Here is a 19,492-nt window from a genome sequence, read left to right as displayed (position 1 = left end):
CGCCGTGGTCGCCGGCCGCGCCACGCGCGTGTCGCCCGGCCAGGCCGGCGGCGCGCTCGCGCGCAGGCTGCAGCGGCGCTGGGACGCCCCCAACACCGGCGACTGCGACGACGTGCCCTCGGACCGCTGGATCCGCAAGGTGGTGGTCGAACAGGAGACGCCGCAGCACGTCACGCTGCACTGGAGCGACGGCACGCTGGAGACCTCGGGCTGCTCCACCGGCAAGGGCCACTGCTGCGTGAACACGCCCGACGGCACGACCTGCGACCGCACCCGCTCGCGCACCACCGGCAGCAACTGCACGCCCATTTCCTCGGGCGCCGAATTCCCGATCAGCGACCGCCGCCGGGTGCACAACACCTGGAACTTCTGGAACACCTTCGTGCCCTCGCGCGGCATCGCGCTGCACGAGTACCCGGTGGTGGACGGCACGCCGCTGTCGCACGGCTGCGTGCGGCTGCCGCTGAACACCGCGCGCCACATCTTCTGCGGCGAGCGCCAGAACCAGACCATGGTGGAGGTGCGCGGCTTCGCCCGCCCGCGCTGCGGCCATCCGCAGCTGCGCAACGAATGGCGCGGCGACATCTCCGGCTCGGCGACTCCGGGCAGCGACGGCGAGGAATACCGCGCCATCGTCCGCGACGGCTACGGCCGCGACCTGAGCGCGGAAGACCGCGCGGACCTGCTGTCCGAACATCCCACCCTGCCGCTGCCGCCACCGTGCCCGAGTGGGCGCACGGCCGCCGCGCCGACCGTGGAGGAAAGGCGCGCGCTCCCGGAGATGAGCACACCGGTGCGGACGGTCCCGGACCCGGCCCGGCAGGACCCCGCGCTCCCTGAGGACCAGCAGCGCAGGGCCATGGTGCCCGGCCGCATCGACCCGACCGCGGGCCAGCAGATCCTGGCGGACAGCGGTTTCGAGGCGCTGGTGCCGCGCTTCACGGCCGCGCTCGCCGGCGCGGCCAGCCTGGCAGCGGCGCGCACCGCCGTGCGCCGGGAAGGCCGCAACCTCTGGAGCACCGCGACCCGGCGCGCCCAGCGGGCCACCGGCGCCGACACCGACGACCGGCCCCTGTACTGGGCCCGCCTGCAGATGACGCGCGCCCTGCGCAGCTATCAACCGTCCTGGGCCCTGTCCGCCGCCAACCGGGACGCCCTGCTGTTGCTGTTCGAAGACAGCTCGCGCGGGCGCGACACCGCCAGCTTCGCCGGCACGCCCGCGGGCACCAAGCGCATCCTCGTCAGCGGTTTCGATCCCTTCCAGCTGCAGGAGCCCGCACGCGGCAACCCTTCGGGCGCCGCCGTGCTCGCGCTCGACGGGCAGACGCTCGCCGCGGGCAGCGTGCGCGGCCGGGTGGAAGGCACGATCTTCCCGGTGCGCTTCGCCGATTTCGATGCCGGCCGCGTCGAGAGCTTCTTCGCGCCCTTCCTCACCGGCCCGAACCGCGTGGACATGGTCATGACCATCAGCCAAGGCGGCAGCGCCGACTTCGAGGTCGAGGAGTTCGCCGCCCGGCGGCGCACCAACGCGCCGGGCCATCTGGACAACCTCGACGCCCGGGGCGGACCCGGCGGGACGGGCGCCCCCGCAACCATCGAGCCGCCCGGCTTGGCCGCGGGGCCGCAGTTCCTGCGGACCACGCTGCCGGGCGCCGTGCGCGGCAGCCTGCGCAGCTCGCCCCTGCCCGGCGAAACCGAGATCACGGAGATCCCCGCCGGGGGCACTTCGCCGCAGCGGCGCCCGACCGGCGGGCCCACGGCGGGCTCGACCGCGGTTTCCGGTTCCGGGGGCAACTTCCTGTCCAACGAAATCTTCTACCGCACGCGGCTGCTGCGCGACAGCAGCGGCTCCACCGTGCCGATGGGCCATCTGCACACGCCACTTCTGGCCGTGCCCACGGCGGCCACCACGGCCGCGTTCAACGCCGCGCGCGACGCCATCGTCGCGCGCATCCGCCGGATCCTGGTGGACACCCTGCCCAGCCTCTGAGCCCGGCCACCGCAGCCACGAGACCCGCCATGAGCCTGAGCACCTCTCCCCAGCTGATCAAGGGCGGCCTGGTCGTGCTGGCCCCCGACGGCGCCACGCCGCGGCGCCTGATCGCGCTGCAATACAACCCCGAGACGCTGTCGCGCAGCTACCAGGTGCAGGGCACCGGCGGCGAAGGCGGTGGCGAGCGCGGCATGCCCTTCCGGCTCAAGGGCCCGGCCATCGAGTCGATCAAGCTCGACGCCGAGATCGACGCCACCGACCAGCTCGAATTCCCCGATCGGCACCCGGCCACGGTGCGCCACGGCATCGCGCCGCAGCTCGCGGCGCTGGAGGCGCTGGTCAACCCCAGCGCCGCGCAGCTCATGGACATCGACGCCCAGGCCGCGGGCGGCACGCTGGAGATCATCCCGGCCGAGGCGCCGCTGACGCTGTTCATCTGGAGCGCCAACCGCGTCGCGCCGGTGCGCGTCACCGAGCTGTCCATCACCGAGGAGGCTTTCGACGCGCGGCTCAACCCGACGCGCGCCAAGGTCAGCCTGGGACTGCGCGTGCTGTCCACCGACGACCTGGGCTACGCGCACCGCGGCGCCTCGATCTTCCTCACCCACCTGCGCACGCGCGAGGCGCTGGCCGCCCAGGGCGGCACGGCCACGCTGCAGGCGCTGGGCATCGACTCGCTTCCCTGATGAGCACCCCCGACCCCATCCAGATGCTGATCGACGCGGGCGCGATCCCGCGCAGCCCCTTCGACGCGGCCAGCCGCTACCTCGGCGTGCCGCTGGCGCTGCACCCCGGGCCGGCCGGCGAGCCGCCCCGCCCTTACCTGCGGCGGCGCTTCATCGCGCAGCCGCGCGACATCGCCGTCGCGGCGGAACTGGCCGTGGCCGCGGGCGAGCGGCCGGAGCTGCTGGCCGCGCGCGCGCTGGGCGACCCGCTGGCCTACTGGCGCATCGCCGATGCCAACGCGGTGACCGACCCCTTCGAGCTCACCGACACACCGGGCGCGCGCGTCGCCGTGCCGGTGCCCACGGCCACTTGATACGGATGCCATGAACGGTTCAAACCTGGATTCCGTTCGCCCTGAGGTATCGAAGGGTCAGCACGAACGGGTTTTCAGTGTTCGAGAACCCAGTGGGATAGGTGTGAAGCCCACGCCGGAAGGATCGCCATGCAAAACGGCGTGAAGCTCTCGCTCTACATCGGCCCGGTGCCCCAGCCGGCCCCGCGCGCGCTGCTCGACGCGCTGGTGGAGGCGACGGTGGACAACGGCTCGGGCGACGCCCAGAGCGGCTTCGAGCTCAAGTTCGAGCTGCCGCCGCGCTCGCCGCTGCGCACGCTGTTCCTCATCAGCGGCGGGGGCGGCGGCGTGCCCTTGATGCGCGTGGCGCTGCACGCGAACCTGGACGGCCGCGTGGAGCCGCTGATCGACGGCATGGCCACCCACGTGGAGACGCGCCCGGGCGCCGGCGGCGTGGGCCAGGTGGTGGTCAAGGGCAAGGACCTGAGCGCGCTGATGGACGTGATCCACATCCCCGGCCTGCCCTTCCCGGCCATGCCGCCCTCGGCGCGGGTGCTGCTGATCCTGGCCAAGTACGCGGCGCTGGGCGTGATCCCGATGGTGATCCCCAGCCTCACCGACGAGGTGCCGTTGCCCACGCAACGCATTCCGCAGCAGCAGGGCAGCGACTACGCCTACGTCCGGCAGCTCGCCGCGCAGGCGGGCTACGTGTTCTACCTGGAGCCCGGCCCCGCGCCCGGCACGAGCAAGGCGTACTGGGGACCGGAGATCCGCGTCGGGGCGCCGCAGCCGGCGCTCAACACCGGCATGGACGCGCTCACCAACGTCGAGGAGCTGTCCTTCGAGTTCGACCGCGAGCGCAAGAAGCTGCCGATCGTGTTTTTCCAGGAGCCCCTGAGCAAGGCGCCCATCGGCATCCCGATTCCCGACGTCACGCCGATGAACCCGCCGCTGGGCCTGGTGCCGCCACTGCCGCCGCGCATCGAGCAGCTCACCGAGACCGCGCACCTGTCGGTGCTGGGCGCGCTGGCCACGGGCCTGGCCTTCGTGGCGCGGCACAGCGACTCGGTGTTCGGCCGCGGCCGGCTGGACGTCACGCGCTACGGCCGGCTGCTCAAGAGCCGCCAGCTCGTGGGCGTGCGCGGCGCGGGCCTGCCCTTCGACGGCCTCTACTACGTCAGCCGCGTGACGCACGAGATCCGCCGCGGCGCCTACAAGCAGGGCTTCGAGCTGGCGCGCAACGCGCTCATCTCCACCGTGCCGGCGGTGCCGGCTTGAGCGGGTACGGCACGCGACAAGCACTCACGCGGGAGAACCCCACATGCCCACGGAACCGCAACGCTTCTACGGCAAGTACCGCGGCACGGTGCTCAACAACGTGGACCCGATGCAGCAGGGGCGCATCCAGGCCATCGTGCCCGACGTAGCCGGCCTGGCGCCGTCGAGCTGGGCCATGCCGTGCCTGCCGCTGGCGGGCATCAACACGGGGCTGTTCACGGTGCCGCCCATCGGCGCGGGCGTGTGGATCGAGTTCGAGAAGGGCGACCCCGACTTCCCCATCTGGGTCGGCGGCTTCTGGGGCAGCGCCGCCGAGCTGCCGGCGCTGTCGCGCACGGTGCCGCCCGCGGTGAGCGGCATCACGCTGCAGACCATGCTCAAGAACGGCATCGTCATCAGCGACGTGCCCGGCCCCACGGGCGGCATCCTGATCCAGACGGCCACGGGCGCCACGATCTCCGTCAGCGACGTGGGCATCGTGATCTCCAACGGCAAGGGCGCCGTCATCAGCCTGACCGGCCCCACCGTGGACATCAACGCCGGCGCGCTGACCGTCGTGTAGGGAGCCCGGCGATGCCCGCACCCGTTCTCCACGTCGGCGCCTCGGTGCTGTGCATGCACGGCGGGCAGGCACAACCCACCGCGCCTTTCCCGCGCGTGGCGGTGTCGGGGCAGCCCGTGGTGACACAGGCCGCGCCCTGGGCGGTGGCGGCCTGCGGGCTGACCGGCACGCCCAATCCGCCCTGCGCCACGGCGCAGTGGGTGAGCGCCGCCACGCGCGTGCTCGCGGGCGGCACCCCGGTGCTGACCTGGAGCGCCCAGGCGGTGTGCGTGCCCACCGGCACGGGGCTGCTGCCGGTGGGCTCGCAGACGCGGGTGCTCGCCACCTGAGACGGGCCATGAACGGGAGCCGCGCGCGATGAGCCACCTCGACTTTCCCTACCGCATCGACGGCCGGGGCCGCACCGCGGCCACCGGCGACGCCGACCACCTGCGCGACCTCATCGAGCAGGTGCTGTTCACCTCGCCGGGCGAGCGCGTGATGCGGCCGGACTTCGGCAGCGGGCTGCAGGCGCTGGTGTTCGAGCCCAACAGCACCGCGCTGGCCGCGACCACGCAGGCGCTGGTGCAGGCCTCGCTGCAGCAGCACCTGGGCCACCTGATCGCCGTGGGCGAGGTGCGGGTGGAGCCCGTCGAGTCCGTGCTGCGCGTGAGCGTGCGCTACGCCGTGCTGCGCGACGGCACGGCGCACACGGCCACCTTCTCCACCGGGGCACCCTGACCATGGCCTCGCCCACGTTCCACTGCTGCGAGCCGCGCCGGCTGGAGGTGCTGCGCGAGCGCGCGCCCGGCGTCAACGCGATCGAGTTCGTGGAGGTGCTGGACCAGGCCGCGCCGCCCGGCGTGCCGCGCCAGCGCACGCTGTTCGTGCGGCTGCTGCGCGCGGGCTTCACGCTGGGCCGCGACAACGTGCGCATCAGCGGGGGCGAGCGCATCCGCGGCATCGGCGTCGTGTGGGCCGCCGCGGCCGACGCGTTGCCGGCCGAGGCCGAGCCCGGCCTGGCCGCGGGCATCGACGCGCCGGAGCGCACGCTGGTCGTGCGCACCGACCGCGAGGGCGATTTCTCCCGCTACACGCTGGCGCTGGTGGACGGCGCCGGCAGCGAGCAGGCACCCGGCGGCTTCGACCCCGTGCTCTCGCGCATCGGCTTCGCCTTCAAGGTGGAGTGCCCCTCGGACTTCGACTGCGCCGAGGCGCGCGTCTGCCCGCCGGAGGCGGTCACGGCGCCCGTCATCGACTACCTCGCCAAGGACTACCCGACGCTGCGCCGGCTCATGCTCGACCGGCTGAGCCTGCTGGTGCCGGACTGGCGCGAGCGCTCCGCGGCCGACCTGGGCGTGGTGCTGGTCGAGCTGCTGGCCTATGCGGCCGACAACCTCTCGTACCGGCAGGACGCCATCGCCAACGAGGCCTACCTCGGCACGGCGCGCCGGCGCAGCTCGGTGCGGCGCCATGCCCGGCTGGTGGACTACCGGCTGCACGAGGGCTGCAACGCGCGCGTGTGGGTGCAGGTGCAACCGGCCGCGGGCAGCTTCGACGTCGCGCGCGGCACGCAGCTGCTCACGCGCAGCGTCGCGGTGCCCAAGGTGCTGCGGCCGGGCTCGCGCGACCTGCAGCTGGCGCTGGACGCGGGCTCGCTGGTGTTCGAGGTCGCGCGCACGACACGCGTGCATGCCGGCAACAACGAACTGCGCTTCCACACCTGGGGCGACGAGGGCTGCTGCCTGCCGCGCGGCACCACCGAGGCCACGCTGCGCGGGCGCCCGCCACTGGGTCAGGGCGACGTGCTGGTGCTGCAGGAGCTCCGCAGCCCCACGGTGGCGCGCCAGGACGGCGCCAGCGACGCGGCGATGCGGGCCGAGGCCGACCGCACGCGCCGCTGGGCGGTGCGGCTGGTAACGGTGACGCCCGACACCGACCCGTCCGGCAAGCTCTTCGATCCCCGGGCCCCGGGCGAGCCGGAGCCGGCGGACCCATCGCTGGAGGTCACGCGCATCGCCTGGGACGCCGCCGACGCGCTGCCCTTCACGCTGTGCCTGGGCGTGGCCGAGCGGCCGGGGCTGCCGCTCAGCGTCGCCCTGGGCAACCTCGTGCTGGCCGACCACGGCCGCCGCCTGGACAAGGAGACGCTGGCGCCGGTGCCGGCGCCGTCCGTGGCGCACTATGCGCCGGCCTCGCGCCCGGCCGACGCCTGCGCCGCGCCCCAGCGCGAGCCGGTGCCGCTGCGCTACCGGCCCACGCTGGCCGAGGCGCCGCTCACGCACGGCTTCGACCTGGCCGCGCTGCTGGAGCCCCTGCCCGGCGACAAGCAGGGCCGGCCCTTCTGGCCGGCGCGGCTACTGCTGCCGCTGCCGGTGCGCGAGGCCCTGCCGCGCATCACGCTCGCCACCGCGGCCAGCGGCGAGACCGCCACCTGGGAGCCGGAGCCGGACCTGCTGGGCAGCCGCGGCGCCGACGCGCATTTCGTGGTCGAGACCGAGCACGACCGCCGCTCGCGGCTGCGCTTCGGCGACGACGAACACGGCCGGCGGCCGGACGCGGGCACGGTGTTCAAGGCGCGCTACCGCATCGGCAACGGCAGCGCCGGCAACGTCGGGGCCCTGGCCATCGCGCACCTGGTGCTCGATGACGCGCTGTATGAACCGTCGGACGTGCTGCCGGGGGCGGACGACATCGCCGACGTGCTCAACCCGATGCCGGCCGCCGGCGGGGTCGATCCGGAGGACGTGGAGGCCGCGCGCCGCGACGCGCCGGAGGCCTTCCGCACGCAGGAGCGCGCCGTCACGCCGGCCGACTACGCGGCGGCAGCCGAGCGCAGCCCCGAGGTGCAGCGCGCCGCCGCGAGCTTCCGCTGGACGGGCAGCTGGCACACGGTCTTCGTCACCGCCGACCGCCTCGGCGGCGGCGAGGTGGACGCGCCCTTCGAGGCGCGGCTGCGCCGCCACCTCGAACGCTTCCGCATGGCCGGCTACGACCTGGAGGTGGACGCGCCGCGCCTGGTGCCGCTGGACGTGGAGCTGCACCTGTGCGTGAAGCCGGGCTACCTCCGCGCGGAGGTGGTGCGCGCGGTGCGCGAGGTGCTGTCCGACCGGCTGCTGCCCGACGGGCGGCGCGGCGTGTTCCACCCGGACGCCTTCTCCTTCGGCGAGCCGGTGTACCTCAGCCGCATCGTGGCGGCGGCGCAGGCGGTGCCGGGCGTGGACGCGGTGCGGGTGGACCGCTTCGAGCGCCTGGGCGGCGGCAATGCCACCTCGCTGGCCGAGGGCGTGGTGCGCATGGGCCGGCTGGAGATCGCGCAACTCGCCAACGACCCCAATTTCCGCGAACGGGGCCGGCTGGCGCTGACGGCCGGAGGTGGGCAATGAGCGAGCTGGTTCCCGACGGCAAGGGCGGCGCCGCGCCGCTGACGCCCGGCGCGCAGGCCTGCGGCTGCTGCGCGGGCATCGAGGCTTCGACGCCGCGCAACACGGCCAACCGCCACGGCCTGCCGGCCATCGCCTACCGCGCGGGCGACCACGCCGCCTTCCGCGACAGCCTGCACGCGGGGCTGAGCGCCGCCGCGGCGGGGCCGCTGCAGGCGCTGCTCACACGCGACACGGGCGACTTCACCATCGGGCTGATCGACGCCTTCGCCTGCGCGGCCGACGTGCTCACCTTCTACAGCGAGCGCATCGCCAACGAGTCCTGGCTCGCCACCGCCACCGAGCGCGTGTCGCTGCAGGAGATGGGCAAGCTCATCGGCTACCGGCTGCGGCCGGGCGTGGCGGCCGAGACCTGGCTGGCGTTCACGCTGGAGACGCCACCGCAGCCGCCGGCCGCGCTCAAGGAGGAGCCCGGCACCTTCGTCAGCGGCGTACCGGCGGCATTGACCATCGGCGCGGGCTTCAGGGTCGCCAGCGTGCCCGGGCCGGGCGAGTTGCCGCAGACCTTCGAGACCGTCGAGGCCGTGGACGCCCGGCCGCAGTGGAACGCGATGCGGCCCTGGCTCGACGAGGTGCGCCGCCCCGGCCGCGGCGACCGGGAGACCTGGCTGGCCGGCACCAGCACGGGGCTCAAGCCGGGCGACGGCATCGCCATCCTGGGCGACGAGGCCCTGGCCGACGCCAGCAGCGACCAGTGGGACTTCCGCCTCGTCGATCGCGTCGAAGCCGACGCTGCCCGCGAGCGCACGCGCATCACCTGGGGGCGCGCCCTGGGCTCGCTGGTGCCCTTCTCGAATCCCAGCTCGCAGCGACCCCAGCTGCACGCGTTGCGCCGCCGCGGCGCGCCCTATGGCCACAACGCACCGCGCTGGAAGAGCCTGTCCGAGCAATTCCGCAAGGACTACGGCGACACGGAGCTGGAGCTCGACCAGTGGCCCGACTTCGTGATCTCGCCCGCGGGCGCCACGTCCACCGGCGGCTACCTGGACCTGGACGCGCCCTATCCCGAGGTGGTGGCGGGCGGCTACGCGGTGCTGGCGCGGGGCGAGTTCAACCGGCCCACCGAGCCGGCGCCGGCCGGCACCTACATCGAGCTCTACCAGGTGGGCGCGGTGGCCGAGGTGTCGCGCGACGACTTCGCGATGTCGGGCAAGGTCACGCGGCTGCTGCTGCGCGGCGAGAACTACACGGCACAGTTCGCCGAGGCCGTGCGCCAGACCACCGCCTTCGTGCAGTCGCAGCGGCTGGAGTTCGCGCCCTACCCGGTCACCACCGCCGTGAGCGGCGACCGCGTGCCGCTGGCGGTGCCGGCCGAGGGGCTGCTGGCCGGGCGCCGCGTGATCGTGCGCGGCCGGCGCGCCGACGACGGCAGCCCGCTGGCCCATGCCGCGACGGTCAGCGCCGTGACGGTGGTGGACGCGCAGCGCTGCGAGCTGCGCATCACGCCCGCGCTGCCGGCGGCGCTGGCGCGCGAGAGCGTGGTGGTGTTCGGCAACGTCGCGCCGGCCACGCACGGCGAAACCACGACGCAGGTGCTGGGCCAGGGCAACGCCGCGCAGCCCTTCCAGCGCTTCGAGCTCAAGCGCAGCCCGCTGACCCACCGCCTGGCGCCCGGCGAAAGCGGCGTCGCCAGCGAGCTGACGGTGCGCGTGGACGACGTGGCCTGGAGCCGGCGCGCGAGCCTGTACGGCGCCGCTCCGCAGGAGCGCGCCTGGACGCTGGACAGCGACGAAGAGGGCCGCACCTGGGTGCGCTTCGGCGACGGCGTGGCCGGCGCGCGGCTGCCCAGCGGCACGAACAACGTGCACGCGACCTGGCGCGTCGGCCTGGGCGCGGCCGGCAACGTGCGCGCGGACACGCTGACGCAGGCGGCCACGCGCCCGCTGGGCTTCAAGGGCGTGAGCAACCCGCTGCCGGCCCTCGGCGGCACCGACCCCGAGCCGCCGTCGCAGGCGCGCGCGAGCATGCCGCTGGGCGTGCGCACGCTGGGCCGCGCCGTGAGCCTGCTCGACTACGAGGACTTCGCGCGCGCCTTCGCCGGCATCGCCAAGGCGCAGGCCGCGCTGCTGCAATTGCCCTCGGGCCCGGTGGTGGCCATCACCATCGCGGGCGCGGACGGCGCCGTGCTGGGCGCCGACCATCCGGTGCGCCAGCGGCTGCTGGCCGAGCTGCAGGCCAGCGGCGACCCGCACGTGGCGGTGCGGCTGCTCGCGCACCAGCCAGTGAACTTCCGCATCGGGCTCAAGCTCAAGTGCGATCCCGCACACGACCAAGCCGCCGTGCGCGCCGCGGTGGAGGCCACGCTGCGCGCGCGCTACGCCTTCGAAGCGCGCGCGCTTGGCCAGCCGGTGCAGCAATCCGACGTGATCGCCACCGTGCACACGGTGCCGGGCGTGGTCGCCGTGGACCTGGACTTCCTGTTTCGCGACAGCGTGCCGCCCACGCCGTCGCGCCAGCCGCGGCTGCTGGCGGCGCGCATGCGCGTATCGGGCCACGAGCCGCTGCCGGCCGAGATCCTGACGCTGCATCCCGACCCGCTCTACAGCCTGGGAGCCCTGCCGTGAGCCTGGACACCGATCGCCTCTACGGGCTGCTGCCGTCGGTCTACCGCGTGCGTGACGCGGAGCAGGGCCAGCCGCTGCGCGCGCTGCTGGCGCTGTTCGCGCGCGAGCTGCAGGCGCTGGAGGCGCACCTCGAACAGCTCTACGACGACCAGTTCATCGAGACCTGCGCCGGGTGGGCCGTGCCCTACATCGGCGACCTGATCGGCTACCGGCCGCTGCACGGTGCCTCGCCGGCGGTGCGCTCGCCGCGCGCCGAGGTGGCCAACACCATCGCGTACCGGCGCCGCAAGGGCACGGCGCTGATGCTGGAGCAGCTCGCGGCCGACGTGACGTCCTGGCCCGCGCACGTGGCCGAGTTCTTCGAGCAGCTCGCCACCACGCAGTACATGAACCACCTGCGCCCGCATGCGCCGGCAACGGCGCGCGTGCGCGCGCCGGGCGTGATGCGCGCCGTGCGCGAGTCGTGCGGCGCGTTCAACACAGTGGCGCACACGGCCGAGATGCGCCGGCCCGAAGCGGGCAGCGGGCGCTTCAACATCCCCAACGTCGGGCTGTTCCTGTGGCGGCTGCAGCCCTGGTCGCTCACCGACGTGCCGCTGGTGGCCGAGGCGCCGGGCGACCCGGCGAACCGGCGCTTCCGGCTCAACCCGCTGGGCGCGGACCTGCAGCTGTGGCGCAAGCCGCGGCGCGAGGCTTCGATCAGCGAACTCTCCGGCCCGATGCACGTACCCGCGCCGATCGGCGTGCGCGCCATGGCGCAGGCGGTGCGCGCCGCGCAGGCCCAGCCCGACCCGCAGGCCAGCCGCGATGACGACTACGGGCCGGGCGAGAGCCTGCTGCTGCAGTTCCTCGACGCGGGCGATGGCGAATGGAAGGACGTGCCCACGGCCGACATCGTCGTGGCCGACCTGCGCGACACGGCCGGCGGCTGGAACCATGAGGGCGAGGTGTCCGCGCGCCGCATCGCGGTCGATCCGGAGCGCGGCCGGGTGCTGGCCGGCGCCGAGGTGACGTTGCCGCTGCGCGCGACGCTGCATTACGGCTTCTCGCGCCCGATCGGCGGCGGCGAGTACGAGCGCGGCGAATTGCCGGACACGCCGCACGTGGCGCGCGATGCCGAGGCGCTGCAGCCGCACCTGGATGCGCTGCAAAGCACGGGCGGCCTGCTCGCCATCGACGACAGCCTGAGTTACGAGCAGACGCCCGTGCTGCGCCTGGACGGCGTGACGGCCGCCGGGCAGCCGGGGCTGGACCTGGCGGTCGCGGCCAGCAACGGCGCGCGCCCGCTGCTGGCCGCCGGCGGCGACGTGGTGCTGGACCTGGGCGCGCGGGCCCGGCTGGTGATCGACGGGCTGGTCATCTCGGGCGGCGCGCTGACGCTGGCCGACGCCGGTGATGCGGAGCCGCGCGAGATCGTGCTGCGCCACTGCACGCTGGTGCCGGGCCTGCGCCTGCATGCCGACGGCAGCGCGGCGCAGCCGGGCGCGCCCGGCCTGGTGGTGGCGCACCCCTTCGCGACGGTGCGGCTGGAGCACTGCATCGTGGGCGCGCTGCGCGTCGCGGCGGGCGCGCAGGTGGTGCTGGACGACTGCATCGTCGATGCCGGCGCGGCCACCGCCGTGGCCTACGAGGGCATCGCCACGGCCGAGGACCCCACGCCGGCCGGCGCAGCGCTCACGCTGGTGGAGTGCACGGTGGTCGGCAAGGTGCACGCCGAGGTGCTGCGTATGGCCTCGAACAGCCTGCTCGTGGCCCGCCGCGTGGCCGGCGACGGCTGGCGCGCCCCGGTGTGGGCCGGGCGCACGCAGGAAGGTTGCGTGCGCTTCTGCTTCCTGCCGTCCGACTCGGTGGTGCCGCGCCGGCACCGCTGCCTGCCCGACGCGGCGCACCCGCGGGTGGCGCCGCAGTTCACCAGCACGCGCTACGGCGACGCCGCGTACATGCAGCTGCGCCGCTCGACGGCCGAGGCCATCCGCCACGGCGCGGGCCCGCGCTGGCGTCCGCCGGGCGCGGAGGAAGCGCCGGACGCGCTGCCGGGCGAAGCCGCCTTCGATGCCGGCCAGGGCGACGGCGGCGAGATCGGCGTGATGAACGCCCTGGCGCAGCCGCAGCGCGAAGCCAACCTGCGCGTGCGGCTGGACGAATACCTGCGCGTTGGCCTGCACGCCGGCGTGTTCTACGCGACCTGAGAACCTGCAAGGGAGACCCCATGGCTGCCGATTTCTCGCGGGTACGGCATCACCCCTTCTTCGATTGGGCGGGCGTCGAGCTCAAGCAGGGCGGCGTGGTGCTCGATGCCGATGTGAACGAACTGGGCGCGGTGATCGACCGGCGGCTGCGCGCGCTGGCCAGCGACGTGCTGGGCCGCTCCACGGTGTCGGCGACCACGCCGGAGGCCTTCCGCATCACCGCCGCCGGCGGTGGCCTCACGATCGGGCGCGGGAGGCTGTACGTGGACGGGCTGCTGGCCGAGAACCACGGCGGCGGCGCCCCGGAGCTCGACGCGCTGATGGCCGGCCCCCGCCGCGCGGGCGACCTCGCCTATGCGGACCAGCCTTACCTGCCTTCGGCGCCGGCACTGCCCACGGCCGGGCGGCACCTGGTGTACCTGGACGCGTGGCAGCGCGAGGTCACGCACCTGGAGGCGCCGCACCTGGTCGAGACGGCCGTGGGCGTGGAAACCAGCTCCCGGCTGCAGGGCGTGTGGCAGGTGCGGGTGCTGGCACAGGATGCCGGCGGCTCCACCACCTGCGCCTCGCCCGACGCCGACCTGCCGGGCTGGGCCGCGCTGATCGCGCCCAGCGACGGGCGCCTGAGCACGGGCACCTTCGACCTGCCGCCGCCGGAGGACGAGTACTGCGAGCTGCCGCCGTCAGGCGGCTACCGCGGGCTGGAGAACCAGCTCTACCGCGTCGAAATCCACGACCCCGGACAGCCCGGCGGGACGGCCACCTTCAAGTGGTCGCGCGACAACGCCAGCGTGGGCTCGCGCGTGTCGGCCATGCCGACGTCCAGCCAGCTGGAGCTCGAATCGCTGGGCCGCGACGACGTGCTGTGCTTCAGCGACGGCCAGTGGGTGGAGATCACCGACGACGTGCGCGAGCTGCGCGATCAGGCCGCGGGCGAGATGCGCCGCATCACGGTGGACACGGCCACGCGCCGCATCGCCTTCACGCCTGCGCTGCCGGCGGAGATGGCGGCGGCGGGCTTCGCGCAGCGCAACCTGCGCGTGCGGCGCTGGGACCAGTCCGGCGCCGTGTTCCGCACCGGCCCGGGCACCGGCACCACGCAGGTCCAGGACCTGGACGCCGCGGACTCCACCGGCGTGATCGCCGTGCCCGCGGCGGGCACGGCGCTGCTGCTCGAACACGGCGTGACGGTGAGCTTCTCCAGCGCGGGCACGCGGGGCTTCAAGGCGGGCGACTGGTGGGTGTTCGCGGCGCGCACCAGCGACGCCTCGGTGGAAGTGCTGGAGAACGCGCCGCCGCGGGGCGTGCACCACCACTATGCGCGCCTGGGGCTGTGGGACGTGGGCGCCGGCACCGTCACCGACTGCCGCCAGCCGTGGCCGCCGGACGTGCAGGGCGCGGACTGCGCCTGCACCGCCTGCGTCACGCCCGAGTCGCACGCGAGCGGGCGGCTGACGCTGCAAGCGGCGGTGGACCGGGTGCGCGACACGGGCGGCACGGTGTGCCTGCACCCCGGCACCTATGCGCTGGAGGAGGCGGTGCGCGTGGCCGGCGCGCGCTCGGTGTCGATCCGCGGCCAGGGGCCGGCCACGCTGATCGTGGCGCCGGGCACGGCCTTCAGCGTCGAAGCCAGCCTGGCCGTGGCGGTCGAGAAGCTGGCGGTCGTGTCGCTGGGGCGCACGCCGGCGGTGGCGCTGCGCACGGTGGCGGGGGCGAGGCTGTCGGAGCTGGTGATCGCCTCGGTGGGCGGCAGCGATTTCCGCAGCGCCGCCATCTCGCTGTCCGGCGTGTGCGCGGGCGTGGCGATACGCGACAACTTCCTGCTGGCGCCCGATGGCATCCGCGCCGAGACCTCGCGCGAGGGCGCTGCCGCGGTGCTGCTGGCCGCCGCGCTGGCCGTCGAGGACAACGTGCTGTGGTGCCAGCGCACGGGCGTGACGCTGGCGGGCCCGGTGGCGCACCTGCTCGACACGCGGCTGCGCGGCAACGTGCTGGTGGGCTGCCGCGACGGCGCGGTGGCGGCGCTGGGCATCGCGCTGCCGGGCGCCTCGGTGCGGGTGCAGGACAACCAGCTCGACGTCAACGGCCCCGGCATCGCCTGCGCCACCGGCGGCACGTGGATCGAGGGCAACAAGCTGGCGGCCGGGCGCCAGGGCGAGCGCGAGCCCAGCGGCGCGGGTATCACGCTGGCGCCGGGGCTGGACCCCAACGGCCTGGACCAGGCCCAGGTGCTGGGCAACCAGATCAGCGGCTTCGAGGGCGCGGCCATCGCCGTGCTGGCGCCGGCGGCGGAGCTGATCGTCAAGCTCAACATCGCGCGGGACTGCGGGCTGGGCATCGTGATGGGCGAGGAGGCGCGCTCGGACACGGTGTCGATCGAGAACAACCACCTGCGCGACCTGCGCGGCGAGCCCGACGGCAACGGCATCGTGGCCGGCATCGCGGTGCTGCGCACCGGCACGGCCACCATCGCCAGCAACACGGTGCGGCGCCTGGCTTTCGAGGCGGCGCGCAGCCCGCTCATCGCGGGCGTGCTCACGATCGCAACGCAGCGCGCGCGGGTGAGCGGCAACGAGATCGCGGAGATCGCGCCGATGGCCGAGTTCGCCGGGCTGGGCGCCGGGATCATGGTGCGCGCGCCGTGCCAGCGCGCCGAGGTGCAGCACAACCAGGTCGTGCGCGACGGCGGTACGGCGGCCGAGGGCGCCCAGTCGCCCTGGGTCGCCGCCATGGTCGAAGACCAGCTGATCGCCGCCGGTACGGCCGGCAACAACGCGTCGCTGGTCTCGCGCACCGGCAGCGTGACCTCGGTGCGCATCGAGGAACGGCACACGCTGGTGCTGGCGGGCAGCCGGGCCTTCATCGTGGCGGCGGAGCTGGACACCGACGTTACCGGCGCCCTGGTGGCGCGCGGCACCAGCGCCTCGCTGCTGGGCAACCATTTCCGCTCGCTGGGCCGGGTGTCGGCGGTGGTGGTGCTGGCTGGGGGCGACACGATGTTCAGCGACAACCATTGCGAGTACCGCGGCGGCCGCGCGGCGGTGTCGATCAACTCGCCCACGGTCATCGTGAACGCGAACCGGGTGAAGTGCGACGAGCAGGCCATCACGATCGTGGGCGCGAAGTCGGCCGCGGTGCTGGGCAACATCACCACCCACGGCATCGCGCTCAACGGCGCGCCGTTGCCGGAGGAGTGGCGCAAGTTCAACCTCAACGGCTGAGGGCGGCGGAGGCCACCATGCGCATGATCGTGATCAGGAAGCCCGGCGACTTGCAGGGCCAGCTCGGCCGGCTGCTGAAGCCGGGCCGCTCGCCCACCAGCGTGCCGCTGGACACGCTGCGCGAGCTCAACCCGCACGTGGACTTCGCGCGCATCGAGGCGGGCACGGTGCTGCTGGTGCCGGAGCACCCCGACTTCGAAGGCGGCGAAAGCGCCTCCATCGGCGCCGAAGCCTTCGACGGCATGGCCAAGGAGGCGATGGCCGGGCTGGACGCGGCGGCGGCGCGGATGCGCGCCGGGCTCAAGCAGCAGGAGGCGGAGCGCAAGGAGGCGACCAGCGTGCTGCACAGCGCGGCGTTCAAGCGCCTGGCCGAGGCCGATGAGGCGCTGCGCAAGCAGGCGGCCGAGGCGGAGGCGCAGCTCAAGGCCGACACCAAGCGCGATGCCGAGGCGGCGAACGCGCTCAGCGCCATGGAAAAGACGCTGAAGGAGGAACTGGCCGCGCTCTCGCGCCGGTTTGGGTGAAGAGCCTGCGCGAATGGGACGGTTTCAGCGCCTGAGGACCATTGACCGACAACGCCGGCGCTACCTGAGGCAGTTCAGGAATGGAATGGTTTTTGGGTTATGGAAAAGATGGGCAGAAAAGCCTATCCGGAGCGTTTTGGTTCAGATAATCCCCCATAATCTTACCTACTAAAAAAATGAGAAAGTTGAGTGCTTTTAAGCGAATCAGCTAATTGTCTTTGGCACAACAAGCACTTGCAGTAGTCCCGGCTGCCGCAACGAGCCTCGACGACACGGGCTGGAAATCTGCGGCAACCGGGACCTTGCGCCGTGAGAGCACAGTCTGATGACGGATGCATGCCCGTTGCGGAGCGACATGACACCACGCGCCACAAGAAAACAAACCGCAGCGGGAGCGTGCTCAGCGACTTGATGCCAGGTTCGATGCCGGGAGCCGATGTTTCCCATACGCATCGGCGTACGACCTGAGCCACCGCCATGTACGGCGAGCCGCCGGAACGTGCAGTAATTCACGCACGGCGGCAAACTCAGGCGGGTTCAGGCCACGGCTCAAGCTTGTTTCCAGCGAAGGACGCTAAAAACTTCCTTTTCCAGCCTGGTGGTGTGCTGCGTGACCCAGGGCAGATGTATGGCGAAGGCTCTGACCACGCTGCGTCGCCATGCGCAAGCAAGCTTCCTCACCCAAGCTGGGGGCAGCCCAGAACTTTTACCCGTAGGCGCAGACATGCTGATATTCGCGGACACGCAAGATAAATTTGATCACTGGAAAGCCAAACTGTTCGATCAGAATGAATCCATGAGCGTGGAAGCCGCCACCATGCTGGTTGAAGTGGCCAACAAGAGCAAGGAACTGCGCCAGGAATGCATAAGCCTGATTGCCGCACGCCTTGAACAACTGAACAAGGGTGACGGCGATCTGTTTTCCATGCTGAAAGCGGTGAGCGATTTGAGCAGGGGGCTCATATCGTCAAACGAAGCCCTCATGCTGGCCATCATGAAGACTCCCATCAAGGATTCTTATGCCCTCAACATGGCGACGGGCATTCTTCTGTATGAAATGGACCAGGGCTTCATAAAGCCTGACCATGCGCTGAAAAAACAAATCCTGGACATGGCCACACAAGTCGTCAACGGCTGCAGAGGGGACGCGCGCCGTAATGCGATGCGTATTCTGGAGCTGGCAAAATCCGGTCCCACGCGCCACCCTGATTTTTCTGAGCCGTGACACAACCGCCGGCACACCCGGAAAACACTTCAAGGCTGGTCAGTTCAACTGGAACCCGTATTACTCCACTGCTTCAGGCAAAGTCGCTTGTTCCGCGGATGCTTGTTGCGGCATATCTATGATCCTGACACCAGCCGCGCTCTCCCAGCGATTCAATGCCTCAGCGAGCAAGGCATCAAGCGTCTTGTCCTTGGCAAGCGCACTGCAATTGCTGGTCAGCTCAATTCGAAGCGAGTTGGTCGCGCCGTCCGGGGTAATGAAGACAACGGTGAACTTTCTATATATTTCCACGGTCATGTCCTCAGGGCTTCGGTTTCGCTTGCAAGCGTATTTGAAAGTCAGCCCAAGCACCCTGCCCTGGAGGCGTCAATCACCTCCGGCATGTGAAATTGCTCACGCACAGAACACCCTTGTACCCTGCCGAACAACAGCGAGCCTCGCCGCTCGGCCGCAAGCATGCTGACCAGGATGCACGCAGCACGGGCATCCCCTCATGCCTCATGGCACACCAGGGTTCAAGTAGTTGAGCAAATTGATGTGGCAAATTTTCCTGGCAGGCCATGCGGCTCCCAGCAACACGGGTTCCATGAGATTCACGAGCCCGCATTCCGTTCGTCCTGAACCCGAACGGGGTCGGGAGGAATGAAAATCAAGTGGAATTCCGTCCGATCCGCAGTATTCCCCCGTCATTCGCCATCCGGCACACCAAACTCCTCTTTACTTTCCCGCCTCGCCTGCAGCGTCCCCAGGATGCGCCGGATCAGCTGCGGCGCCTCCGCCGTCCCCAGCGCCAGGTTGAATTCCAATTCCCCGCTGAGCCCCAGCGTCATGCGTGTGCGCGCCTGCCGGGCGTCGTCGGGCCCGGCCGCGTCGCGGGTGATGGTTTGCAGCTCCGCCCGCGGATGCAGCAGGCGCAAGCTGAAACCCAGCGCCGCCACCTCGGCCAGCTCCACGTAGTCGCTTTCCGCGAAGGCCCACAGCACGGCGGCCAGCGCCGCCGCGCACCAGCCGTCCACCTCCGCCGGCCGCGGGCCCTGGAAAGTGAAACCCAGCGCCAGCGAGGCGGGCACCGCCTGCCGATAGCCGGCCGCCGGCACGCCGCGCAGCACCGCCGCCACGGGCGCCTGCGGTGCACGCAGGAAGCTCAACTGCCCGTTCTCGTGCCAGCACTGGTCGCCCAGCCTGGCCAGACGGCCCACCGGGGCTCCCGCTTCCGCCGCCAGCCGCACCTCCGCCAACTCATCGCCGGCCAGCGCGAAGCGCGTGGTCTGGCCGTCGCCATTGAAGCGGACGGTGGATTGCGCGAAGGCGGGCTCGCGCGAGCGCGCCTGCGCCTCCTCCACCGCCGCCACTGGCAGCAGCGCCAGCCCGCCGGCGCAGACGTTCACGCCCGCGGCGGTGGCGGCAGCGGCCACCGGCCCCGCGGATACCGCCGTGTTGGCGGGCAGGCCACGGCCCAGGACCGCGGCCAGCCAGGATTCCAGTTCGCTCAGCAT

General features: G+C 72.5%; 15 protein-coding genes. 13 read left to right on the top strand and 2 right to left on the bottom strand.

Features of this window, described 5'->3' with window-relative positions:
- From Q0741_RS07280 to Q0741_RS07220, 13 genes are all read left to right on the top strand, one after another.
- A partial coding sequence (locus tag Q0741_RS07280) for a L,D-transpeptidase family protein (protein ID WP_298232536.1) occupies positions 1-1,990 on the top strand: 1,990 nt, incomplete at its 5' end.
- A 29-nt stretch (positions 1,991-2,019) separates the two neighbouring features.
- The gene (locus tag Q0741_RS07275; RefSeq protein ID WP_298232535.1) at positions 2,020-2,679 is read left to right on the top strand and encodes a hypothetical protein; all 660 of its coding nucleotides are present in this window, start codon (positions 2,020-2,022) and stop codon (positions 2,677-2,679) included.
- Complete coding sequence (locus Q0741_RS07270; RefSeq protein ID WP_298232534.1) at positions 2,679-3,032, top strand: Base plate wedge protein 53; 354 nt, start codon at positions 2,679-2,681, stop codon at positions 3,030-3,032. Before Q0741_RS07275 ends, Q0741_RS07270 begins: the two co-directional genes overlap by 1 nt.
- A 129-nt stretch (positions 3,033-3,161) precedes the next feature.
- Positions 3,162-4,289, top strand: coding sequence for a hypothetical protein (locus Q0741_RS07265; RefSeq protein WP_298232533.1), 1,128 nt, complete (start codon positions 3,162-3,164; stop codon positions 4,287-4,289).
- 43 nt (positions 4,290-4,332) lie between these two features.
- The gene (locus Q0741_RS07260; RefSeq protein WP_298232532.1) at positions 4,333-4,851 is read left to right on the top strand and encodes a phage baseplate assembly protein V; all 519 of its coding nucleotides are present in this window, start codon (positions 4,333-4,335) and stop codon (positions 4,849-4,851) included.
- An 11-nt stretch (positions 4,852-4,862) separates the two neighbouring features.
- Entirely contained in the window at positions 4,863-5,180 is a 318-nt protein-coding gene (locus tag Q0741_RS07255) for a hypothetical protein (protein WP_298232531.1), read from the top strand.
- Positions 5,181-5,208: 28 nt separating this feature from the next.
- A complete protein-coding gene (locus tag Q0741_RS07250) occupies positions 5,209-5,571 on the top strand; it encodes a GPW/gp25 family protein (RefSeq protein WP_298232530.1) in 363 nt (120 codons plus the stop codon).
- Positions 5,572-5,573: 2 nt separating this feature from the next.
- Positions 5,574-8,216: a putative baseplate assembly protein gene (locus Q0741_RS07245; protein WP_298232529.1), complete on the top strand. Its 2,643-nt coding sequence runs from the start codon at positions 5,574-5,576 to the stop codon at positions 8,214-8,216.
- Entirely contained in the window at positions 8,213-10,837 is a 2,625-nt protein-coding gene (locus Q0741_RS07240; RefSeq protein WP_298232528.1) for a putative baseplate assembly protein, read from the top strand. Before Q0741_RS07245 ends, Q0741_RS07240 begins: the two co-directional genes overlap by 4 nt.
- The gene (locus tag Q0741_RS07235) at positions 10,834-13,026 is read left to right on the top strand and encodes a hypothetical protein (protein WP_298232527.1); all 2,193 of its coding nucleotides are present in this window, start codon (positions 10,834-10,836) and stop codon (positions 13,024-13,026) included. The genes Q0741_RS07240 and Q0741_RS07235 overlap by 4 nt, the downstream gene beginning before the upstream one ends.
- 20 nt (positions 13,027-13,046) lie before the next feature.
- Entirely contained in the window at positions 13,047-16,247 is a 3,201-nt protein-coding gene (locus Q0741_RS07230) for a DUF6519 domain-containing protein (protein WP_298232526.1), read from the top strand.
- Positions 16,248-16,264: 17 nt separating this feature from the next.
- Positions 16,265-16,771, top strand: a complete 507-nt coding sequence (locus Q0741_RS07225) for a hypothetical protein (protein WP_298232525.1) — start codon at positions 16,265-16,267, stop codon at positions 16,769-16,771.
- A gap of 628 nt (positions 16,772-17,399) precedes the next feature.
- Complete coding sequence (locus tag Q0741_RS07220) at positions 17,400-17,996, top strand: hypothetical protein (protein ID WP_298232524.1); 597 nt, start codon at positions 17,400-17,402, stop codon at positions 17,994-17,996.
- 60 nt (positions 17,997-18,056) lie between these two features.
- Here Q0741_RS07220 and Q0741_RS07215 read toward each other — a convergent pair whose 3' ends face one another.
- Both Q0741_RS07215 and Q0741_RS07210 read right to left on the bottom strand, forming a co-directional pair.
- On the bottom strand, positions 18,057-18,293 hold the full coding sequence (locus Q0741_RS07215) for a hypothetical protein (RefSeq protein ID WP_298232523.1): 237 nt from the start codon (positions 18,291-18,293) through the stop codon (positions 18,057-18,059).
- Positions 18,294-18,682: 389 nt separating this feature from the next.
- A complete protein-coding gene (locus tag Q0741_RS07210; protein ID WP_298232522.1) occupies positions 18,683-19,492 on the bottom strand; it encodes a hypothetical protein in 810 nt (269 codons plus the stop codon).

It is taken from the genome of uncultured Azohydromonas sp., from assembly GCF_937926365.1.
In the GTDB taxonomy this organism is placed as follows: domain Bacteria; phylum Pseudomonadota; class Gammaproteobacteria; order Burkholderiales; family Burkholderiaceae_C; genus Azohydromonas.
Note: the sequence above shows the minus strand (reverse complement) of the source record. Positions and strands in the feature narration are given on the sequence as shown.

What these genes read in the sequence shown, in the direction of transcription:
- Q0741_RS07225 (WP_298232525.1), top strand. Translation starts at nt 16,265, where the DNA reads ATGCGCATGATCGTGATCAGGAAGCCCGGCGACTTGCAGGGCCAGCTC.
- Q0741_RS07255 (WP_298232531.1), top strand. Translation starts at nt 4,863, where the DNA reads ATGCCCGCACCCGTTCTCCACGTCGGCGCCTCGGTGCTGTGCATGCAC.
- Q0741_RS07270 (WP_298232534.1), top strand. Translation starts at nt 2,679, where the DNA reads ATGAGCACCCCCGACCCCATCCAGATGCTGATCGACGCGGGCGCGATC.
- Q0741_RS07210 (WP_298232522.1), bottom strand. Translation starts at nt 19,492, where the DNA reads ATGCTGAGCGAACTGGAATCCTGGCTGGCCGCGGTCCTGGGCCGTGGC.
- Q0741_RS07260 (WP_298232532.1), top strand. Translation starts at nt 4,333, where the DNA reads ATGCCCACGGAACCGCAACGCTTCTACGGCAAGTACCGCGGCACGGTG.
- Q0741_RS07215 (WP_298232523.1), bottom strand. Translation starts at nt 18,293, where the DNA reads ATGACCGTGGAAATATATAGAAAGTTCACCGTTGTCTTCATTACCCCG.
- Q0741_RS07245 (WP_298232529.1), top strand. Translation starts at nt 5,574, where the DNA reads ATGGCCTCGCCCACGTTCCACTGCTGCGAGCCGCGCCGGCTGGAGGTG.
- Q0741_RS07220 (WP_298232524.1), top strand. Translation starts at nt 17,400, where the DNA reads ATGGCGAAGGCTCTGACCACGCTGCGTCGCCATGCGCAAGCAAGCTTC.
- Q0741_RS07250 (WP_298232530.1), top strand. Translation starts at nt 5,209, where the DNA reads ATGAGCCACCTCGACTTTCCCTACCGCATCGACGGCCGGGGCCGCACC.
- Q0741_RS07240 (WP_298232528.1), top strand. Translation starts at nt 8,213, where the DNA reads ATGAGCGAGCTGGTTCCCGACGGCAAGGGCGGCGCCGCGCCGCTGACG.
- Q0741_RS07275 (WP_298232535.1), top strand. Translation starts at nt 2,020, where the DNA reads ATGAGCCTGAGCACCTCTCCCCAGCTGATCAAGGGCGGCCTGGTCGTG.
- Q0741_RS07230 (WP_298232526.1), top strand. Translation starts at nt 13,047, where the DNA reads ATGGCTGCCGATTTCTCGCGGGTACGGCATCACCCCTTCTTCGATTGG.
- Q0741_RS07265 (WP_298232533.1), top strand. Translation starts at nt 3,162, where the DNA reads ATGCAAAACGGCGTGAAGCTCTCGCTCTACATCGGCCCGGTGCCCCAG.